The organism is Mumia zhuanghuii (genome assembly GCF_042681565.1).
Lineage (GTDB): Bacteria > Actinomycetota > Actinomycetes > Propionibacteriales > Nocardioidaceae > Mumia.
Genome location: NZ_JBHUFT010000008.1, coordinates 599,173 through 618,195 on the forward strand (window position 1 = coordinate 599,173; position 19,023 = coordinate 618,195).

General features: G+C 69.8%; 20 protein-coding genes and 2 tRNA genes. 17 read left to right on the plus strand and 5 right to left on the minus strand.

The genetic code is table 11. The features are described 5' to 3' along the window. The first annotated feature begins 24 nt into the window (after positions 1–24). The 7 genes from ACFSDF_RS11235 to ACFSDF_RS11265 all read left to right on the plus strand — a co-directional run bounded on the left by ACFSDF_RS11235 (position 25) and on the right by ACFSDF_RS11265 (position 5,128). Positions 25–462: a DUF3224 domain-containing protein gene (locus tag ACFSDF_RS11235; protein WP_167007614.1), complete on the plus strand. Its 438-nt coding sequence runs from the start codon at positions 25–27 to the stop codon at positions 460–462. A 30-nt stretch (positions 463–492) separates the two neighbouring features. Then, positions 493–942 (plus strand): hypothetical protein, encoded by a 450-nt coding sequence (locus tag ACFSDF_RS11240; protein WP_167007617.1) that lies wholly within the window; start codon positions 493–495, stop codon positions 940–942. A gap of 39 nt (positions 943–981) precedes the next feature. Next, positions 982–2,121, plus strand: coding sequence for a glutamate--cysteine ligase (locus ACFSDF_RS11245; protein ID WP_167007620.1), 1,140 nt, complete (start codon positions 982–984; stop codon positions 2,119–2,121). Positions 2,122–2,177: 56 nt separating this feature from the next. Continuing rightward, entirely contained in the window at positions 2,178–2,783 is a 606-nt protein-coding gene (locus ACFSDF_RS11250; RefSeq protein ID WP_167007623.1) for a DsbA family protein, read from the plus strand. 136 nt (positions 2,784–2,919) lie between these two features. Continuing rightward, complete coding sequence (locus ACFSDF_RS11255; RefSeq protein ID WP_167007626.1) at positions 2,920–3,768, plus strand: alpha/beta hydrolase; 849 nt, start codon at positions 2,920–2,922, stop codon at positions 3,766–3,768. Positions 3,769–3,772: 4 nt separating this feature from the next. Beyond that, a complete protein-coding gene (locus tag ACFSDF_RS11260; protein ID WP_167007629.1) occupies positions 3,773–4,255 on the plus strand; it encodes a ribose-5-phosphate isomerase in 483 nt (160 codons plus the stop codon). Between the two features lie 3 nt (positions 4,256–4,258). Further along, positions 4,259–5,128 carry an Fpg/Nei family DNA glycosylase gene (locus ACFSDF_RS11265; RefSeq protein ID WP_167251993.1) on the plus strand — a complete coding sequence of 290 codons (870 nt, stop codon included), beginning with the start codon at positions 4,259–4,261 and terminating at the stop codon, positions 5,126–5,128. Positions 5,129–5,238: 110 nt separating this feature from the next. On the opposite strand, the gene ACFSDF_RS11270 is transcribed toward ACFSDF_RS11265, so the two are convergent. After that, a complete protein-coding gene (locus tag ACFSDF_RS11270; RefSeq protein WP_167007633.1) occupies positions 5,239–5,415 on the minus strand; it encodes a hypothetical protein in 177 nt (58 codons plus the stop codon). 302 nt (positions 5,416–5,717) lie between these two features. On the opposite strand from ACFSDF_RS11270, the gene ACFSDF_RS11275 reads away from it, so the two are divergent. Continuing rightward, positions 5,718–6,209: a hypothetical protein gene (locus ACFSDF_RS11275; RefSeq protein ID WP_167007635.1), complete on the plus strand. Its 492-nt coding sequence runs from the start codon at positions 5,718–5,720 to the stop codon at positions 6,207–6,209. A 52-nt stretch (positions 6,210–6,261) separates the two neighbouring features. Here ACFSDF_RS11275 and ACFSDF_RS11280 read toward each other — a convergent pair. Continuing rightward, positions 6,262–6,335, minus strand: a tRNA-Gly gene (locus ACFSDF_RS11280). Between the two features lie 181 nt (positions 6,336–6,516). Between ACFSDF_RS11280 and ACFSDF_RS11285 the strand changes: the two genes are divergently transcribed. The 7 genes from ACFSDF_RS11285 (at position 6,517) to clpX (ending at position 12,617) form a co-directional block, all read left to right on the plus strand. After that, a tRNA-Pro gene (locus tag ACFSDF_RS11285) sits at positions 6,517–6,590 on the plus strand. 62 nt (positions 6,591–6,652) lie between these two features. Next, positions 6,653–8,014, plus strand: a complete 1,362-nt coding sequence (tig, locus tag ACFSDF_RS11290; RefSeq protein WP_167007637.1) for a trigger factor — start codon at positions 6,653–6,655, stop codon at positions 8,012–8,014. A gap of 112 nt (positions 8,015–8,126) precedes the next feature. Beyond that, positions 8,127–9,362 (plus strand): lipase family alpha/beta hydrolase, encoded by a 1,236-nt coding sequence (locus tag ACFSDF_RS11295; protein ID WP_377157547.1) that lies wholly within the window; start codon positions 8,127–8,129, stop codon positions 9,360–9,362. Continuing rightward, positions 9,359–9,835, plus strand: coding sequence for an SRPBCC family protein (locus ACFSDF_RS11300; RefSeq protein ID WP_377157549.1), 477 nt, complete (start codon positions 9,359–9,361; stop codon positions 9,833–9,835). Before ACFSDF_RS11295 ends, ACFSDF_RS11300 begins: the two co-directional genes overlap by 4 nt. A gap of 108 nt (positions 9,836–9,943) precedes the next feature. Then, positions 9,944–10,549, plus strand: coding sequence for an ATP-dependent Clp protease proteolytic subunit (locus ACFSDF_RS11305; RefSeq protein ID WP_167009215.1), 606 nt, complete (start codon positions 9,944–9,946; stop codon positions 10,547–10,549). Between the two features lie 44 nt (positions 10,550–10,593). Beyond that, positions 10,594–11,229, plus strand: a complete 636-nt coding sequence (locus ACFSDF_RS11310) for an ATP-dependent Clp protease proteolytic subunit (protein ID WP_255490699.1) — start codon at positions 10,594–10,596, stop codon at positions 11,227–11,229. Positions 11,230–11,342: 113 nt separating this feature from the next. After that, the gene (clpX, locus tag ACFSDF_RS11315) at positions 11,343–12,617 is read left to right on the plus strand and encodes an ATP-dependent Clp protease ATP-binding subunit ClpX (protein WP_167007643.1); all 1,275 of its coding nucleotides are present in this window, start codon (positions 11,343–11,345) and stop codon (positions 12,615–12,617) included. A 34-nt stretch (positions 12,618–12,651) separates the two neighbouring features. On the opposite strand, the gene ACFSDF_RS11320 is transcribed toward clpX, so the two are convergent. After that, the gene (locus ACFSDF_RS11320) at positions 12,652–13,647 is read right to left on the minus strand and encodes a YeiH family protein (protein ID WP_377157552.1); all 996 of its coding nucleotides are present in this window, start codon (positions 13,645–13,647) and stop codon (positions 12,652–12,654) included. Between the two features lie 70 nt (positions 13,648–13,717). On the opposite strand from ACFSDF_RS11320, the gene ACFSDF_RS11325 reads away from it, so the two are divergent. Both ACFSDF_RS11325 and ACFSDF_RS11330 read left to right on the plus strand, forming a co-directional pair. Continuing rightward, complete coding sequence (locus ACFSDF_RS11325) at positions 13,718–14,614, plus strand: LysR family transcriptional regulator (RefSeq protein ID WP_377157554.1); 897 nt, start codon at positions 13,718–13,720, stop codon at positions 14,612–14,614. Positions 14,615–14,665: 51 nt separating this feature from the next. Further along, positions 14,666–15,805: a saccharopine dehydrogenase family protein gene (locus tag ACFSDF_RS11330; RefSeq protein ID WP_377157556.1), complete on the plus strand. Its 1,140-nt coding sequence runs from the start codon at positions 14,666–14,668 to the stop codon at positions 15,803–15,805. 88 nt (positions 15,806–15,893) lie between these two features. Here ACFSDF_RS11330 and ACFSDF_RS11335 read toward each other — a convergent pair whose 3' ends face one another. Further along, positions 15,894–16,346: a GNAT family N-acetyltransferase gene (locus ACFSDF_RS11335; protein ID WP_243843091.1), complete on the minus strand. Its 453-nt coding sequence runs from the start codon at positions 16,344–16,346 to the stop codon at positions 15,894–15,896. Continuing rightward, positions 16,343–18,988 (minus strand): valine--tRNA ligase, encoded by a 2,646-nt coding sequence (gene valS / locus ACFSDF_RS11340; protein WP_167007654.1) that lies wholly within the window; start codon positions 18,986–18,988, stop codon positions 16,343–16,345. Before valS ends, ACFSDF_RS11335 begins: the two co-directional genes overlap by 4 nt. Positions 18,989–19,023: the final 35 nt, after the last annotated feature.

The following is a 19,023-nucleotide window of genomic DNA, read 5'->3' on the forward strand; positions in this document are numbered from 1 at the left end:
CGCTCCGCGACGAGCATGGCAGGCATGACACACGACAAGAAGGCAGAGACCACGTTCACCGTCGCGGGCTGGGAGGAGTCGGTCGTCGAGGACATCGACGGGACCGGGGCCGAGCGGAACGGCACCTACTACCCCGACCGCGGCATCACCCGCGCCACCGTCCGCTACACCTACTCCGGCGACATCGAGGGAGAAGGCGTCGTTCACTACCTGATGACGTACAAGCAGGGCGATGCGCCCGTCCTCGCCGTCGAGCGCTTCACCGGCTCGATCGGCGGCGCCGAAGGCACGTGTGTCCTCCTGCACCGTGGTTCCCACTACGAGATGGACGTCGCCGACGCCGTCGAGGTGGTCGAGGGCATGGGGACCGGGGCGCTCGAGTCGCTGCGTGGCGAGGCGACGATCACCCTCGGGGGTCACAGCGACGACGGGTACGGGTTCGTGCTCGACTACACGCTGTGAGTGACCCCGCGGCGCACTAGCGTCGCTCGCATGTCCGTCGACACCGCCACGCGCAACCGCCCTCGCGGCGCCACGGTCCTCCTCTGGCTCGTCGGTGCCGCGTTCGTGGTCTCGGTGATCCACTACATCGACAACGTCGCGAACTACTCCTCATACCCCCAACCGGGCTCGGACGGGCTGCCGGCGCCGTCGGCGGAGGTGATCGCGGCGTCGTGGTTCGTCTTCACCCTGTGCGGAGTCCTCGGGGTGATCGCGTTCTTCCGCCACCGGCGCGCCGCGTGCGTCGTCGGACTCGCGTTCTACTCGGTCAGCGGCCTCATCGGCATCGGCCACTACACGGTCGAGGGGGCGACCGACATGGTGTGGTGGCGCCAGACCCACGTGGTCGTCGACATCCTGGTCGGCGTCGCCCTTCTCGCGTTCGCCGTGTGGGTCGCCGTCGTACGCCCCGCGCCGTGGGACCCGTCACAGCGGTCCTGACGACGAGATCCTGACGGCCGGCTCGGGCAGGATGGAGCCATGGCCCTGCCCTTCGCGACGTCGCGACGTTCCACGGTCGGCATCGAGTGGGAGCTCGCGCTCGTCGACGCCGACACCGGCGACCTCCGCCAGGTCGCCCGTACGGTGCTCGACGCACTGGCCGGTCCTGACGGGACGCCGCACCCGCACGTCCACCAGGAGCTGCTGCTCAACACCGTCGAGATCGTCTCCGGCGTCCACGAGCGGATCGCTGATGCCGGCCGCGACCTGCGCCGCAGCATCGACGAGGTGCGCGACGTCACGGGCCCGCTGCGCGTCGAGCTGATGTGTGCGGGCACGCACCCGTTCGCACAGTGGGACCACCAGAAGGTCACCGACAAGGAGCGTTACAACACGCTCATCGACCGTACGCAGTGGTGGGGCCGCCAGATGCTCATCTACGGCGTCCACGTCCACGTCGGCATCGAGGACCGCGCCAAGGTGCTCCCGATCATGCGGGCCGTCCTCGCCTACTTCGGCCACCTCCAGGCGCTGTCGGCATCGTCGCCGTTCTGGGGCGGCAAGGACACCGGGTACGCGTCCAACCGCGCGCTGATGTTCCAGCAGCTGCCGACGGCCGGACTGCCGTTCCGGCTCGAGGAGTGGTCCGACCTCGAGCGCTACACCGACGACATGCTCCACACCGGCGTCATCGATGACTTCTCCGAGGTTCGATGGGACATCCGGCCGTCGCCGCGCTTCGGCACGCTGGAGGTCCGGATCTGCGACGGCACGCCGGCGCTCTCCGAACTGCTCGCGATCGCGGCGCTCACGCAGTGCCTCGTCGAGCACTTCTCGTCCGAGCTCGATGCTGGCCGCGATCTGCCCGACCTGCCGCAGTGGTTCCTCCAGGAGAACAAGTGGCGCTCGGCCCGGTACGGGATGGATGCGATCCTCATCCTCGACGCGAAGGGCGACGAGGACCTCGTCACGACGGACGTACGACGGCTGCTGCGCCTCCTCGAGCCTGTCGCGGAGCGCCTGGGATGCGCTGCGGAGCTGGCCGACATCGAGACGATCCTCGAGGGCGGAGCCTCGTACCAGCGACAGCGTGAGGTCGCCCGCCGCCACGGCGGTGACCTCCAACCTGTCGCCTTCTCGCTGGTCGAGGAAATGCACGCCGGTCGTCCGTTGTTGTGATCTGCGAGACTTCCGATCCGTCGGCGTTTCGCCGACACCCCCGACGAGAGGTGAGCATGTCCGACACCGTTGACATGTGGTTCGATCCGCTGTGCCCCTGGGCCTGGATGACGTCGCGCTGGCTGCTCGAGGTCGAGCAGGTCCGCGACGTGGAGGTCCGCTTCCACGTCATGAGCCTGTCGGTCCTCAACGAGAACGCCGAGGACCTCCCCGAGCGCTACCGCGAGATGCTCGACCGCGGGTGGGGCCCGGTGCGCGTCGCGACGGCGGCCGCCCAGAAGCACGGTGCGCACGTCCTGCGCGACCTCTACACCGCGATCGGCACCCGCGTGCACCCCGGCGGTCGTCCGCTCGACGCGACCGTGCTCGCCGAGGCGCTGGAGGAGGTCGGGCTGGAGCCCGAGCTGGTCGAGGCCGCCGACACCGACGCGTACGACGACGCCCTGCGGGCCTCTCACGAGCGGGCGATGGAGCTCGTCGGTACGGATGTGGGCACGCCCGTCATCGCGGTGAACGGCATCGCGTTCTTCGGTCCGGTCGTGTCGCCTGCGCCGAAGGGCGAGGCTGCGGGCCGGCTGTGGGACGGCTGCCTCCTCGTCGCCGGGACGGACGGCTTCTTCGAGATCAAGCGCACCCGGACGCGCGAGCCGATCTTCGACTGAGGTCCACCCGCCTCCGCTCCGCCCCGTCCACTTTCCGTTGGGGCCAACGAAGAGGTCAGGCCTCACCGGATCCTTCCGTTGGGGCCTGCACTTTCCGTGGGGGCCAACGGAAAGTGCAGGCGCTAGGGTCCTCGGCATGGACCACGACATCGCCGCAGAGCGTGCCGCCGACCGTGCCGAGGCCCTCGCGGACTCGATCCGCATCGACGTCGCGCACGTCGCCGACCTCGACGCGGACGGGGTGCCGGTGCGCCTCTACCGGCCGGAGGACGACGTCCCGGTCCTCCTGTACGTCCACGGCGGCGGCTGGGTGTTCCACGACCTGGAGACCCACGACGCGTTCTGTCGCTACCTGGCGAACGCGACCGGCTGGGCGCTGCTGTCCGTGGACTACCGCCGCGCCCCCGAGGCCCCATACCCCGCGCCGCTCGACGACGTCGCGACCGCCCTCGCCTGGTTGCGCGCGCACGGCGACGAGTACGAGCTCGACACCTCCCTGATCGCGGGGATCGGCGACTCCTCCGGAGCCAACATGATCGCCGGGCTGTCCGTCCGCGATCCGGAGGCGCTGGCGTACCAGGTGCTCGTCTACCCGCCGGTCGACGCCTTCGCTGACACGGTGTCGCGGCGCGAGGAGGGGAGCGGCGCTTACGACTTCGTGACGTCGGACATGGACTGGTATTGGGACCAGTACGCCCCCACCGACGAGGCCAAGCGCAACCCCGAGGCCTCGCCGCTCCTCGCCCCCGACCTTGCCGGACAGCCGCCCACCCTCGTGATCACCGCCGAGCACGACCTGGTGCGCGACGAGGCCGAGGCGTATGCAGCGCGGTTGACCGATGCCGGCGTCCCGACCGTCGCCTGGCGGGCGCTCGGGATGGCCCACGGCTTCTGGCGCCGGCCGTGGGAGTTCGCCGAGTCGCGGTCGGCCGTGCGGCTCGTCTCGGGCACGTTGCGCGACCTGGCAGCGACGCTGGGACAATGACGTCATGCGCGTTCACCTCGGTTGCGACCACGCCGGCTTCGAGCTCAAGAACCACCTCCTGACCCACCTGCGCGATCAGGGGCACGACGTCGTGGACCACGGTCCCGCCACGTACGACGCCGAGGACGACTACCCGCCGTTCTGCTTCGCCGCCGGCGAGGCCGTCGTCGCCGACCTGGGCAGCCTGGGCGTCGTGATCGGTGGTTCCGGCAACGGCGAGCAGATCGCCGCGAACAAGGTCGACGGCGTGCGTGCGGCGCTCGCGTGGTCGCTCGAGACGGCGCAGCTCGCCCGCGAGCACAACAACGCCAACGTCGTCGGCATCGGCGCCCGCATGCACTCCACCGAGGAGGCGACCACGATCGTCGAGGCGTTCCTCGCGACGCCGTTCAGCGGAGTCGAGCGCCACGCTCGCCGGATCTCGCTGCTCGCTGCGTACGAGGAGTCGCGCGGCACCGAGGTCGCCGAGCGGCGAGAGGACTTCTGAGGCGTGCCCGAGGGACACACCCTCCACCGGCTCGCGCTCGACCTCGATGCGGCCTTCGGCGGTGACAGGACCTGGTCATCGAGCCCGCAGGGACGCTTCGCCGAGGGCGCCGCGCGGATCGGCTCGCGGGTCATGGAGGGCGCGGAGGCGTACGGCAAGCAGCTCTTCGTCCGGTTCGCCGGGCTCGAGGAGCAGGTCCGCATCCACCTCGGGCTGATCGGGGGCCTCGCGATCCATTCCGGGCTGCCCGACCCGAGCGCGATCGGTGACCTCTCGGCCCGCCCGGTGGTGGGGCAGGTGCGCTGGCGTCTGGAGTCCGTACGGGCGTGGGCCGACCTGCGGGGCGCGACGGTGTGCACGCTGATCACGCCGGACGAGAAGGCCGCCTACCTCGCCAAACTCGGCCCCGACCCGCTGCGCGACGACGCCGATCCCGAGCGTGCCTGGCGCCGGATCAACCGCTCGAAGATCACGATCGGGGCGCTGCTCATGGACCAGTCGGTCCTGGCAGGCGTCGGCAACGTCTATCGCGCGGAGGTGCTGTTCCGGCACGGCCTCGACCCCTTCATGGAGGGACGGTTCCTCCGGCGGGCCGAGTGGGACGCGATGTGGGGCGACCTCGTCGGGCTCATGGCGTACGGGGTCACGCACAACCGCATCGATACCGTACGGCCCGAGCACGAGCCGGAGGCGATGGGGCGCGCGCCGCGCAAGGACGACCATGGGGGAGAGGTCTATGTCTACCGGCGGACGCACATGCCCTGTCTCGTGTGCGGGACGCCGGTGCGTACGGAGGTGCTGGCCGGGCGCAACCTGTTCTGGTGCCCTCGTTGCCAGCCGCGAAGCCGCCGCCGTACTCCGGTCAGCCCCTGAGGCGACACCGCCCGCCCCGTCCCGCCCCGGGACGTCATACAAATCGTGGGTCCCGACCCGCGGAACGTATGACGTCCCGGGGCAGGCGGATGGAAGGTGCCGTACGCCGGTCAGCTCAGGTCGGGGAGGGCTCGCGAGGCCAGCATCGCGCTGATCTCCTCGCGTTCGCGGCGTGCGGCGGTGAGCTCGTTGGCGGAGTGGAGGGCGTTGGCGCACGACACGTCCGTCGAGGCGAGGCGAGCGAGTCCTGAAGCGGCGAACTGCCATGCGAAGCTGAGCGGTCTCATCGATCCCCCTGGGTCGTCCCGACGCGGCACCTGGTCCGCCTTCCCTGTCGAGCGGGCCAGGCGCCGCGTTGTGAGTGCCGTGTTGGTGATGCGTGATCACCGGAAACGACACGTTCCACGCTAGGCGGTCGAGGAATCCGAGCGGTTAGCCCGACATGACATGTGCGTTAACGCTGCCAGGACGGACATAGCGGGCCCCAATTCACTGGGCGCGGAGAAATCGATTGAGGTCCTCCGTGAGGGTCCCTAGGGTCGGGATGGCCGGTCGGTCCTGGCCGGCTTCCGATAGGAGGGGACCGTCCATGAGGAAGACCTTGGTACGCACGCTGGCCTCGGCGACAGCCGTCGCTGCCGTCACCGCGGGTGGCGTCGGTGCGTTCGCGAGCCCGGCGAACGCCACCGACTACCGGTGCAAGACCAGCGCGAAGGAGTTCCCGACCAACGGGTACAACGCCGACGTCAAGGTCGAGCTGTGCCTGATGAGGAACTGGGGCGGCTCCGGCGGGAGCTCGGAGATCAAGAGCGCCTACGCGAAGGTCAGCTGGGGCGAGTCGGGATCGGGCAAGTTCGAGAAGTTCGCCGTGCAGGTGCGGATCGAGCAGAACGACTCGATCATCAAGTCCAAGACCTGCGAGGTCACCAACATCAACAGCACGACGGGCTCGTACACGTGCTCGCTCGGACCGTACACCGGCATCTCGGGCAACACCGCCGACGGCACGGTCACGTACAACGTCAACGACGACGGCCTGGGCAACCAGACCTGGGGCCTGGCCGGAACGCCGAAGCTCTGACCTGCGACCACGCTGCTCGGCTCGGGCCGGGCGGCGTGGCTCGGGGGCGTGCTGGAGCGGACGACGGGAATCGAACCCGCGTAATCAGTTTGGAAGACTGAGGCTCTACCATTGAGCTACGTCCGCGCGCTGTGCCGCATGGCCGTACGCCCTGCGGTCAACCGCGACCATGATGCCACACTTGCCCTGCCGATCCGCGACGGGGGCGACCAGGTGGAGCGGACGGTGAGGATGCCCGCGATTCGGGGTCGTCCGCCATCGTCTACTACAGTGGTTCGGGCGCCCGCACCGCCCAAACGGTGCGTACCGGGATGTAGCGCAGCTTGGTAGCGCATCCGCTTTGGGAGCGGAGGGTCGCAGGTTCAAATCCTGTCATCCCGACTGCCGATGACACGTCACCACAGCGGTGACGATCTTGCACGACGACCAAGGAGAACGTACTCGTGAAGAGTGCCCAGGAGACACTGAGCCCCACCCGGGTCAAGCTGACCATCGAGGTGCCCTTCGATGAGCTGAAGCCGGCTCTCGACAAGGCGTACAAGGCCGTGGGGTCGCAGATCTCTGTGCCGGGCTTCCGCCGCGGCAAGGTCCCTGCGAAGGTCGTCGACCAGCGCGTGGGTCGCGGGACGATCCTCGACCAGGCCATCAACGACGCCCTCCCGGGCATCTACTCGCAGGCCGTCGCCGAGGCCGAGCTTCAGCCGCTCGGACAGCCCGAGGTCGATGTGACCCGCCTCGAGGACGGCGACCTCGTCGAGTTCACCGTCGAGGTGGACATCCGCCCGGAGTTCGAGACCCCTGACCTGAGCGACATCGAGGTCAGCGTTCCCGACGTCAAGGTCGAGGACAGCGACGTCGACGAGCAGGTCCAGGCGCTGCGCGAGCGTTTCGCCACCCTGACCGAGGTCGACCGCCCGGCCGCCGAGGGCGACTTCGTCACGATCGACCTGTCGGCCAGCAAGGACGGCGAGAAGATCGAGGCCGCGCAGGCCAACGGCATCGTCTACCAGGTCGGCAAGGACTCGATGCTCGACGGGCTCGACGACGCCGTGACCGGCATGTCCGCCGGGGAGTCCAAGACGTTCCAGACCCAGCTCGCCGGTGGCGACCTCAAGGGCGAGGACGTCGACGTCGACGTCACCCTGACCACGGTCAAGGAGCAGGAGCTCCCCGAGCTCGACGACGACTTCGCTCAGACCGCGTCGGAGTTCGACACCGTCGACGAGCTGCGTACGGACATCGCTGAGAAGCTCACCCGCGGCAAGCGCATCGAGCAGGCCGCCGAGGCACGCGACGCTGTGCTCGAGGCAGCCGTCGAGAAGATCGACGTCCCGCTGCCCGAGGCCGTCGTCGAGGCCGAGATCGCGAGCCGTCGCCAGCAGATCGAGCAGCAGCTCGCGTACGCCGGCATGACGATGGAGGCCTACCTCGACACCGAGGAGCAGACCATCGACGAGTTCGAGGCCGATCTTGAGAAGCGTGTGCGCGACTCGCTCGTCGCGCAGTTCCTCCTCGACCAGATCGCGACCGACTCGGAGGTCGGGATCGAGCAGGACGAGCTGACCGAGCACATGCTGCGTCGCGCCCAGCAGTCCGGCGAGGACCCGCAGTCGTTCATGCAGCACATGGTCGAGCACAACCACATCCCGGAGCTGGTCGCCGAGATCGTGCGCGGCAAGGCGCTGGCCACGCTCGTCGAGGACGCGACCGTCAAGGACGAGTCGGGCAACGTCGTCGATCTCAAGAATCTCCGTGGCGACGGCAGCATCGACGAGGCCGACGAGACCGAGTCCGCCGACGCCTGATCTGCGCCAGGTTCGTACGAAGGCCCCCTTCCGCCGCTGCGGGACGGGGCCTTCGTCGTCCCGCGTGCGAGGCGGGTAGCGGCGAAGGTCCGGATACCGTCAGTATGTGGTCATGACGATGGCGCCGCCCCGCACCGGGCACACCGCTGCGCTCGCGCTGTCGTACGCCGACGAGGTCGTCGTGCCGTGCGTCCGCGAGGTGCACCGTGCGGTGGCGCGCCGGGCGTTCGGAGCGGTGGCCGGCGGACGTGGCCCTCGGCTGGTCCACGACGCGGTGGCCGCGCTCGCCTACACCGGCGTCTCCCAAGGCCTCCGTGGAGCGAGCGCGGGACTGCGCCACCTCGCCGATCGCGGGCTCGGTACGCCGGTCGAGCGCACACCGCGCACCCGCTTGCTGCGCTCGGCGGTCAACGGTCTCGTCGGCGACCGTCTCGAGGCACGCCACGACCTGTACGCGCTCGCCATGTCCGTACGGAGCAGCGGTGTTGACGTGACGCCCGAGCGGCACGGCTTCGCCCTGGCGTACCCCGCCGCGACCAGCGAGCTCGTTGTCCTCGTGCACGGCCTCGGCGAGAACGACGACTCGTGGGACCTCGGCGCGCAGCGACGCGGCACGACGTACGAGGCGGCGCTTCACGCGCGCACCTGCGCCACGACGGTCCGGCTTCGCTACAACACCGGGCGGCACGTCTCCGACAACGGCGCCGAGCTGTCCGACCTCCTGACCAAGCTCGTCGACGGATGGCCCGTCCCGGTCGCGCGCCTCCATCTCGTGGGGCATTCGATGGGCGGGCTCGTGATCCGGGCGGCGACGTCGTACGGGGTGGCACGTCGTGCCCCGTGGACGTCGCGGGTGGCGACCGTGGTCTGCCTCGGCACGCCCCACCTAGGTGCCCCGCTCGAGCGTGCTGTCCAGGTCGGCTCACGCGTGCTTGCACTCGTGCCCGAGACGCTCCCGTTCGCGACGGTGCTGGGCATACGGTCGGTCGGCATCGTCGACCTGCGCCACGGCTACGTCTCGCCTGACGAGTGGTACGGCCGTGACCTGACCGCGCACTGGGGGGACGGCCGCATCGCGGCGGCCCCGCTCCCGCACGCGGCATACCACTTCGTCGCCGCGACCACCGACCTCGTCGTCACCGGGCGCTCCGCCACCGGTCGACCGGGTGCCGGGGATCCGGTCATCGCTCACGCCCACCCGGCACGTGTCGCCGGCGGCCACCTGGGACTCCTCAACCACCCTCAGGTCGGCGAGCTGCTCGTCGCCTGGGTCAACGGCCGGCCCTCGGCGCTCCCGTCGCCGGCCGCAGCCTCTCCCGCCCCCACCTCCCCGAAGGGACACCCATGACGCACGCCTCCACCGATTCTTACCTCCTCGAGGTCAGCACCGAGCTCGACGCCTCGCCCCGCGACGTCTGGGAGCTCGTCTCCGACCTGCGCAGGATGCCGGAGTGGAGCCCGCAGACCCGCAAGATGCTGATCCGCGGCCCGATCGGCGTGGGCACCCGCTCGCTCAACGTCAACAAGTACGGCTGGAAGGTGTGGCCGACGACGTCGGTCGTCGTGCGGTACGAGCCTCAGCGGGCGATCGCGTTCCGCGTCCCCGAGAACGGGATGGTGTGGACGTACGAGCTCGACGACCTGGGCGACGGGCGTACGCGCCTGGTCGAGCGGCGTGAGGCGCCGCGCGGGTCGACACCTATGTCTCGGATGCTCGTCATGCGGTTCCTCGGCGGGATCGAGGAGTTCTCCGAGCAGATCGAGCGCGACATGGCCGCCACGCTGGCGCGCATGAAGTCCCTCGTCGAGCAGGACGCGTGACGCCGCCTCGCGCTGACCTGCGCAGGCTTGTGCGCCCGTAGCGAAATCGGACGGTTCCCCTCGGGTTCGTCCGTCTGCCCCGCTAGGGTCGAGGACGTGAACACAGAGATGACTCCTCGTATGGCCGGCGGCGAGGTCGGCCCGAACGATCTCGACGGCCACATCTACCAGCGGCTCCTCCGCGAGCGCATCGTCTTCCTCGGGTCGGAGGTGCGTGACCAGAACGCCAACGCGATCTGCGCGCAGATGCTGCTGCTCAACGCCGAGGATCCGAAGGCCGACATCCGGCTCTACATCAACTCTCCCGGCGGTTCGGTGGACTCCGGCATGGCGATCTACGACACCATGCAGTTCATCTCGAACGACGTTGTCACCGTGGGCATGGGGCTCGCCGCCTCCATGGGGCAGTTCCTGCTCGCCGCGGGCGAGCCGGGCAAGCGATACGCCCTCCCGCACGCGCGCATCATGATGCACCAGCCGTCCGGCGGCCTCGGCGGCTCCGCCTCCGATATCCGCATCCAGGCCGAGCAGAGCCTGCTCCTCAAGCAGCAGCTCAACGAGCTCCAGGCCCAGCACACCGGTCAGACGCTCGACGCGATCGAGCGCGACTCCGACCGTGACCGCTGGTTCACCGCCGAGCAGGCCAAGGACTACGGCTTCATCGACCACGTGATCGCCCGCGAGAACGACGTCACGCGAGGCGAGGCGTCGTGACCGCGTCCGCGCTGCCCCTCGGCGGCCCGACCCCAGGAGCCGGCATGACCATGCCCCACCAGCAGTTCGCCCCGTCGATGAACTACTACATCCCTCAGTGGGAGGAGCGGACGTCGTACGGCTTCCGCCGCATCGACCCGTACGCGAAGCTCTTCGAGGACCGCATCATCTTCCTCGGGACGCCGATCTCGGACGACGTCGCCAACGCGGTCATGGCCCAGCTGCTGTGCCTGCAGTCGATGGACCCCGACCGCGACATCTCGCTCTACATCAACTCGCCCGGCGGCTCGTTCACCGCGCTCACGGCGATCTACGACACGATGCGCTACCTCAAGCCGGACGTGCAGACCGTGTGCCTGGGCCAGGCGGCCTCGGCAGCGGCCGTGCTGCTGGCCGCAGGCACCCCGGGCAAGCGGCTCGCGTTGCCCAACAGCCGCATCCTGATCCACCAGCCGTACACCGAGGGCACGTACGGACAGAGCTCCGACCTCGAGATCACGGCCAACGAGATCCTGCGCATGCGCGACCTCCTGGAGACGATGATCTCCGAGGCGTCGGGCAAGCCCAAGGAAGAGGTGAGCCGCGACGTCGAGCGCGACAAGATCCTCACCGCCCAGCAGGCCGTCGAGTACGGTCTGGTCGACCAGGTCCTGGAGACCCTGAAGACCCCGGCGGTCTGACCATCCACTGACACGCCCGACGCCGGGTCGGCCGCATGCCGGCCCGGCACAGGGTACGGTCGAGGGAAACATCGAGCGGGGGAAGCCCCGCTACGGCGAAGGGTGAGGAACCGGTGGCACGCATCGACGGCGGCGACCTGCTCAAGTGCTCGTTCTGCGGAAAGAGCCAGAAGCAGGTTAAGAAGCTGATCGCGGGTCCAGGTGTCTACATCTGTGACGAGTGCATCGAGCTCTGCAACGAGATCATCGAGGACGAGCTGCAGGAGACGTCCGAGGTCTCGCTCGAGGAGCTTCCGAAGCCCCGCGAGATCTACGAGTTCCTCAACCAGTACGTGATCGGCCAGGACGCGGCCAAGAAGTCGCTCGCCGTGGCCGTCTACAACCACTACAAGCGCGTGCAGGCAGGCGCGGCGGCCGGTCGCCACAAAGACGACCTGGTGGAGCTGGCGAAATCCAACATCCTCCTCGTCGGCCCGACGGGCTGCGGCAAGACCTACCTCGCTCAGACGCTCGCCCGGATGCTCAACGTCCCCTTCGCGATCGCCGACGCGACGGCCCTGACCGAGGCCGGCTATGTCGGCGAGGACGTCGAGAACATCCTCCTCAAGCTCATCCAGGCCGCCGACTACGACGTCAAGAAGGCCGAGACGGGCATCATCTACATCGACGAGGTCGACAAGATCGCCCGCAAGAGCGAGAACCCGTCGATCACCCGTGACGTCTCCGGCGAGGGTGTGCAGCAGGCGCTGCTCAAGATCCTCGAGGGCACGACCGCGTCGGTGCCTCCGCAGGGCGGGCGCAAGCACCCGCACCAGGAGTTCATCCAGATCGACACGACCAACATCCTGTTCATCGTGGGTGGGGCGTTCGCCGGCATCGAGCAGATCATCGAGAGCCGCAACGGCAAGATGTCGCTCGGCTTCAACACGCAGCGCGAGGAGCGCAGTGAGGAGCGGACCACCGGTCACGTCTTCACACAGCTGATGCCCGAGGACCTGCTCAAGTTCGGCCTCATCCCCGAGTTCATCGGCCGCCTGCCCGTGATCGCGACCGTCGAGAACCTCGACAAAGAGGCGCTCGTCGAGATCCTCACGCAGCCCAAGAACGCGCTCACCAAGCAGTACGCCAAGCTCTTCGAGATCGATCACGTCGAGCTGGAGTTCACCGAGGATGCGATCGAGGCGATGGCCGACCTCGCGCTGCTTCGTGGCACCGGTGCTCGCGGTCTGCGCGCGATCATCGAAGAGGTCCTGCTCAACGTCATGTACGAGGTGCCGAGCCGCGACGACGTCGCGAAGGTCGTCGTCACCAAGGAGACGGTCCTCGACAACGTCAACCCGACGCTCGTGCCGCACCGCGACGAAGAGCGCCGCGACAAAGCCTCCTGACGCGTCGTCGGCCGAGACTCGCTAGCGGGTCCGCCTACGCGACCAGCGAGGTGGTGACGACGAGGACGAGCGACGTCGTGGCCGCCACGAGGGTCGACGCCGTCGCGAGGACGAGCGCGCGTGCCGGGACCGGCCAGAGCTCACGCAGCCGCAGGCCCAGCCCGAGGCCGAACATCCCTGCTCCGAGGAGCAACGTGGCGAGGTGGTCGCCGACGTCGAGGATGCTCTCGCCGAGCACGCCGGTCGACCGTAGAAGCACAGCCAGCACGAAGCCCGTGACGAACCACGGCACCAGCGGCGCCTTCGATGGCCCCGCCTCGCCGGCGCCGTCAGCGGCGTCACGCCGCGCTGCCACCACGTACACACCGGCGAGCGTCACCACCCGTCCGAGCTTGACCGTGGTCGCCAGCGCGACCGCAAGCGTGCCGCCGATGAGGGACCCCGTAGCGACGACCTGGGCGACCTCGTGGATGCTCGCCCCCGCCCAGACGGCTGCCTGCTCGGTCGACAAGCCGAGGAGGCGGGCGGCCGGGGGGAGGAGCACGATCATGGCAGTCCCATAGACCGTCACGAGCGCGACCGCGAGCGCGACGTTGCGCTGGCGGGTGCGGACGCCGTCCCGCACCGCGGCGATCGCTGCCGCGCCGCACACCGAGAATCCCGCCGCGATGAGGGTCACGAGCCCACGGTCGAGGCCGAGCGCATCCCCGAGCCGGCACGTGGCCGCGTACGTCACGGCGACGGTGGCGATCACCACGAGCGCGGCGCCCCAGCCGACGGAGAGCAGGTCGCTCACCGACAGCCGCAGCCCGAGCACGACGATCCCGAGCCGCAGGCAGGTACGGGAGACGTCGGCGAGGGCGTGCGTCGTCGCCTCACTCAGCGCCGGTGCGTTGGCGACGACCGCTCCCAGCGCGAGCGCGAGCATGAGCGGACCGAGGAGGGGGACCAGGTCACTCAGCAGGATCGCCACGAAGGCCGCGAACAGGGGCGTCGTGACCAGGACCGTACGGGAGAGCGGGGGAGGCACGTCTCCAGAGTCCAGCGGGGACGACCTGTCCGGTAGAGGGCGATTTCCTCCCAGGTCATAAGGTGAGGTGATGACCCCAGATGTCGACGTGCAGACCCTCCGCCTCCTCGTGGGGGTCGCGGAGCACGGCAGCATCGGCGCGGCCGCCCGGGAGCACGACATGACCCAACCCGCCGCGAGCGCTCGGCTGCGGGAGTTCGAGGCGCGCTGGCGGATCTCCGTGCTCGACCGGTCGCCTGGCGGGTCCCGACTCACCGAGGACGGGGAGGCGGTGGTGTCGTGGGCGCGGACGTTGCTCCACGAGCTCGACACCGTGCGGTCGAGCCTGCTGGCGCTCGGCGAGGAACGGCGGTCGGGAGTGGCGGTGGCGGCCAGCCTCACGATCGCCGAACTGATCCTGCCCCGGTGGCTGGCCGAGCTGCGCGCCCGCCGCCCGCAGGTGAGCCCGCGGCTGCACGTCGTGAACAGCGACACCGTGGCGGCGATGGTACGGGGCGGCGAGGTCGACCTCGGATTCGTCGAGACCACCGACGTCCCAGGCGACCTTGCGCGCCAGGTGGTCGGGCACGACAGCCTGGCCGTGGTCGTTGCCCCGGCCCACCCGTGGGCACGGCGGCGCACACCGTTGACGCGCGAGGAGCTCCAGGCAGGGGCGTACGTCCTGCGGGAGCCGGGCAGTGGCACGCGCAGCACGTTCGAGAGGGCACTGCGGCAGGAGCCGCACGTGGTGCTGGAGGCGAGCTCGACGAGCGCGCTGCTCGGTGCCGCCGCCGCGGGGGTAGGTCCGGCAGTCGTGTCGCGGCGCGCGGTGGCAGCCGAGGTGGAGCAAGGGCGCCTCGTGGTCGTCCCGGTGGAGCTCGACATGCGGCGACCGCTGACCGCGATCTGGGCGAGACGCCGCCGCCTCTCCGACGCCGCTTCCGACCTCGTCCTCATCGCCACGGAGGCCTCGCGCGTGAGCGGGTGACCTGGCGCGATGTGCCTCACTGAGCCGTGACACACCCCCTAGACTCCTCGCGTGACCTACGATTTCGCGCTGCTCGGCGCCACGGGATTCACCGGCGGCCTGACGGCGGACTACCTCGCCATTCACGCTCCGGACGGCGCGACCTGGGCGATCGCCGGACGAGATCGGGCCGCGCTGGAGACCGTGGCCGCGCGGATCGCGGAGGCCGGCGGAGTCGTCCCCGCGATCGAGGTGGCTGACGTCACCGACGCCGTCTCGCTGCGTCGCCTCGCGGAGTCGACCCGCGTGCTCGCCTCCACGGTCGGCCCGTACGCCCTGCATGGCGGGCCCGTCGTCTCCGCGTGCGCCGAGGCGGGCACGGCGTACTGCGACCTCACCGGCGAGCCGGAGTTCGTCGACCGGATGTGGCTCGAGCACCACGCGACGGCCGAGCGTACGGGGGCGCGGCTCGTGCACTCGTGCGGCTTCGACTCGATCCCGCACGACATCGGCGTCCTGCACACCGTGAGACAGCTGCCGTCCGACGTACCGATCACGATCCGCGGGTACGTGCGCGCGAGCGCGGACGTCTCCGCTGGCACCTCTCACTCGGCCCTCGGCGCGTTCGCCGGGTTCCGGTCGTCGCAGGCGACCGCGAAGGAGCGCCGTCGCCTCGAGGGTCGTCCCGAAGGACGTCGCATCCGTGGCCTCCCGGAGCGGCCGGGGCGGGGCGAGTCGGGGTCCGGCTGGGCCCTGCCATTGCCGACCATCGACCCGCAGGTCGTGCTCCGGTCGGCGCGAGCGCTGCCGTCGTACGGGCCCGACTTCTCTTACGGTCACTACGCACAGTTCCGGCGGCTGCCGATGGCCGTCGGCGCCGCCGTCGGTGTCGGGGCCCTGGTGGTGGGTGCGCAGATACCGCCCGTGCGCAAGGCGCTGCTGCGCGCCAAGACCGCAGGGGAGGGGCCGAGCGAGGCGAAGCGGGCACGGTCGTGGTTCCAGGTGCGCTTCGCGGCGGAGGCGGGCGGGGCACGACTCGTCACCGAGGCGGCCGGAGGCGATCCGGGCTATACGGAGACGGCGCGGATGCTCGGCGAGTCGACGCTCGCGCTCGCGTACGACGACCTGCCCGACCTCGCAGGCCAGCTCACGACGGCGACCGCGCTCGGCGACGCGCTGCTGGCCCGCCTCCCGTACTTCCGCACCCTCTGACGGCAGGCCCGCACCCTCGCCCCGGGACGTCATACGTGTCGAGGTCTCTCGGCCACATTCGGTATGACGTCCGGGGAGAGCGGACGGGTCAGAGCGTGCGCTTGAAGCCGATGTGGCTCGCGGTGAACCCGAGCCGCTCGTAGAAGCGGTGCGCGCCCTCGCGGCTCGCGTCGGACGTGAGCTGGACCAGGGAGCAGCCCTGGCGCCGCGCCTCGTCGACCGCCCAGCCGATCAGCTGCGAGCCGAGCCCGTCGCCGCGCAGGTCGGACCGCACGCGGACGGCCTCGATCTGCGCTCGCGAGGCTCCGCGACGACCCAGTCCGCGGATGTACGTGAGCTGCATCGTCGCGATCACCTCGCCGTCGCGCTCGGCCACGAGCACGCGATTGTGCGGGTCGGCCGAGATGGCCGCGACGGCGTCGAGGTACGGAGTGAGGTCGTCGGGGGACTCGCGTGTGACTCCGAGCGGGTCGTCGACGAGCATCGCGACGATCGCAGGCACGTCGTCCGCAGTGACGTCCCGAACGTGCAGGGCGCTCACTCGGAGACGGTCTCCGCCGGCTTCGGCTCCGCCGGCTTCTTCGGCTCCGGCTCGGCGAGCTGTGCCTCGACCGCGAGGTCGCCACCCTGCTGCGAAGGATCGACCACGAACTCGACCTCGCCCGTGATGTTGCCTGCCGCACGGACGTCGCTCAGCGCACGCTTCACGATCCCGAGCCGCTGCTCCGAGCCGCGGACGACGAGCTTGGTCACCGCCGTGCGCTGACTCACCTTGGCCGTCGACTTCGCACCGCGCACACCGGCGAGCATCTGACCGGCCGCGACGAGCAGTGCAGGGTCCTGCGGCGTCGTCGTGATCTCGATCTCGGCACTCGGCCACGCCGCACGGTGGATCGAGCCCTCCTGCCACCAGGACCAGACCTCTTCGGTGACGTAGGGGAGGAACGGCGCGAGCAGCCGCAACTGCACCGACAGGGCGATCGCGAAGGCCGCCTTGGCCGACTGCGCACCTTCGTCCTCGCCGCGGGCACGCTCCTTGACCAGCTCGAGGTAGTCGTCGCAGAAGCCCCAGAAGAACCGCTCGGTGACCTCGAGGGCGGTGGTGTAGTCGTACGCCTCGAACGCCTCGGTGGCCTCCTTCGTCACCTGACGGAGACGGCGCAGCATCGAGAGGTCGAGGGGCTCGGTGACGCGGCGCGGCTCGACGTACGAGGCGTCGACCCCGAGCCCGTACGCCTCGGGGGCGGCGAGCACGAACTTCGATGCGTTGAGCACCTTCATGGCGAGCCGGCGCCCGACCTTCATCTGCGTCTCGTCGAACGGCGAGTCGGCACCCGGCCGTGCCCCCGCGGCACGCCAGCGCACCGCGTCCGCGCCGAACTTGTCGAGGATCTCGGTCGGGACGACGACGTTGCCCTTGGACTTCGACATCTTCTTGCGGTCGGGGTCGACCACGAAGCCCGAGATCAGCGCGTGCGACCACGGAGCGGAGTGGTTCTCGAGGTGGGCGCGCACGACGCTCGAGAAGAGCCAGGTGCGGATGATGTCGTGGGCCTGCGGACGCAGATCCATCGGGAAGGTCTTCTCGAACAGCTCCGGGTCGCGCTCCCAGCCGCAGACGATCTCCGGGGTCAGCGACGACGTGGCCCAGGTGTCGAAGATGTCGGGGTCGCCCATGAAGCCGCCGGGCTTGCCGCGCTGGTGCTCCTCGAAACCCTTGGGAGCCTGCGACTGCGGGTCGATCGGGAGCTCGGACTCGTCCGGCACGATCGGGTTGTCGTAGTCGGGCTCGCCCTCGCCGTCGAGGCGGAACCACACGGGGATCGGCACGCCGAAGAAGCGCTGGCGGCTGACGAGCCAGTCGCTGTTGAGGCCGTCGATCCAGTTGGTGTAGCGCGACTGCATGTAGGGCGGATACCAGGAGATCTCGTGGCCGCGGGCGACGAGCTGGCCACGCAGCTCGGGCTCCTTGCCGCCGTTCGTGAGGTACCACTGACGCGTCGAGACGATCTCGAGCGGCTTGTCGCCCTTCTCGAAGAAGTTCGCCATGCGGGTCGTCGGCTTGGGCTCGCCGTCGAGGTCGCCGGACTCCTTCAGCGCGGCCACGATCGTCTCGCGCGCGGAGAAGACGGTCTTGCCGGCCAGCTCCTCGTACGCCCTGCGGCCCTCGTGCGAGGAGATCCAGCCCGGGGTCTCGCGGATGATGCGTCCGTCGCGGCCGACGACCGTACGCGTCGGCAGGTCGTACTCGCGCCACCACTGGACGTCGGTCAGGTCGCCGAAGGTGCAGCAGTGGACGATGCCGGAACCCTTCTCGGGGTCGGCGGCGGGGTCGGCGAGGATCGGCAGCTCGACGTCGAAGAGGGGAGACCTGGCCGTCGTGCCGAACAGGTGCTTGTAGCGCTCGTCCTCGGGGTGCGCGATCAGCGCCACGGCCGACGGCGTCAGCTCGGGACGCGTCGTCTCCACGTGCACCTTGGTGCCGTCCGGCAGGGTGTACGCGACCCGGTAGTAGTGGCCGGGGTAGTCGCGCGCCTCGAGCTCGGCCTGCGCGACCGCCGTCTGGAACGTGACGTCCCACAGGGTCGGCGCATCGGACGTGTAGGCCTCGCCGCGTGCGAGGTTGCGGAGGAAGGCGCGCTGCGACGCCGTACGGGAGACCTCACCGATCGTGGTGTAGGTCTGCTCCCAGTCGACGGACAGGCCGAGGGTGCGCCAGAGGTCCTCGAACGCCTTCTCGTCGATCGCCACGAGCCGCTCGCACAGCTCGATGAAGTTGCGCCGGCTGATCGGGATCTGCTGCGACCCCTTGCCGCTCCCTGAGCCCGTCGAAGGCTCGGGCGGCGTGAAGTCCTCGTCGTACGGCAGCGACGGGTCGCAACGGACGCCGAAGTAGTTCTGGACGCGGCGCTCGGTGGGCAGACCGTTGTCGTCCCAGCCCATCGGGTAGAAGACCTCCTTGCCGCGCATCCGCTGGAAGCGGGCGACGAGGTCGGCGTGGGTGTACGAGAAGACGTGACCGACGTGGAGCGAGCCGGAGACGGTCGGGGGAGGGGTGTCGATCGAGTACACCTGGTCGCGCGTCTTGGAGCGGTCGAACGCGTAGGTGCCCCGCTCCTGCCACAGCGCGGACCACTTCTGCTCGAGCCCCTCCAGGGCAGGCTTCTCCGGCACGTTGCTCATGCCTCCAGTCTAGGAGGGAGCGGCGCCGCGCCGTG

Excerpts from the sequence above, each read along its gene's own strand:
- ACFSDF_RS11260 (WP_167007629.1), top strand. The coding sequence starts at position 3,773 with ATGCGCGTTCACCTCGGTTGCGACCACGCCGGCTTCGAGCTCAAGAAC.
- ACFSDF_RS11325 (WP_377157554.1), top strand. The coding sequence starts at position 13,718 with ATGACCCCAGATGTCGACGTGCAGACCCTCCGCCTCCTCGTGGGGGTC.
- ACFSDF_RS11255 (WP_167007626.1), top strand. The coding sequence starts at position 2,920 with ATGGACCACGACATCGCCGCAGAGCGTGCCGCCGACCGTGCCGAGGCC.
- valS (WP_167007654.1), bottom strand. The coding sequence starts at position 18,988 with ATGAGCAACGTGCCGGAGAAGCCTGCCCTGGAGGGGCTCGAGCAGAAG.
- ACFSDF_RS11300 (WP_377157549.1), top strand. The coding sequence starts at position 9,359 with ATGACGCACGCCTCCACCGATTCTTACCTCCTCGAGGTCAGCACCGAG.
- ACFSDF_RS11235 (WP_167007614.1), top strand. The coding sequence starts at position 25 with ATGACACACGACAAGAAGGCAGAGACCACGTTCACCGTCGCGGGCTGG.
- ACFSDF_RS11250 (WP_167007623.1), top strand. The coding sequence starts at position 2,178 with ATGTCCGACACCGTTGACATGTGGTTCGATCCGCTGTGCCCCTGGGCC.
- ACFSDF_RS11275 (WP_167007635.1), top strand. The coding sequence starts at position 5,718 with ATGAGGAAGACCTTGGTACGCACGCTGGCCTCGGCGACAGCCGTCGCT.
- ACFSDF_RS11310 (WP_255490699.1), top strand. The coding sequence starts at position 10,594 with ATGACCATGCCCCACCAGCAGTTCGCCCCGTCGATGAACTACTACATC.
- ACFSDF_RS11295 (WP_377157547.1), top strand. The coding sequence starts at position 8,127 with ATGACGATGGCGCCGCCCCGCACCGGGCACACCGCTGCGCTCGCGCTG.
- ACFSDF_RS11305 (WP_167009215.1), top strand. The coding sequence starts at position 9,944 with ATGACTCCTCGTATGGCCGGCGGCGAGGTCGGCCCGAACGATCTCGAC.
- ACFSDF_RS11240 (WP_167007617.1), top strand. The coding sequence starts at position 493 with ATGTCCGTCGACACCGCCACGCGCAACCGCCCTCGCGGCGCCACGGTC.
- ACFSDF_RS11270 (WP_167007633.1), bottom strand. The coding sequence starts at position 5,415 with ATGAGACCGCTCAGCTTCGCATGGCAGTTCGCCGCTTCAGGACTCGCT.
- ACFSDF_RS11245 (WP_167007620.1), top strand. The coding sequence starts at position 982 with ATGGCCCTGCCCTTCGCGACGTCGCGACGTTCCACGGTCGGCATCGAG.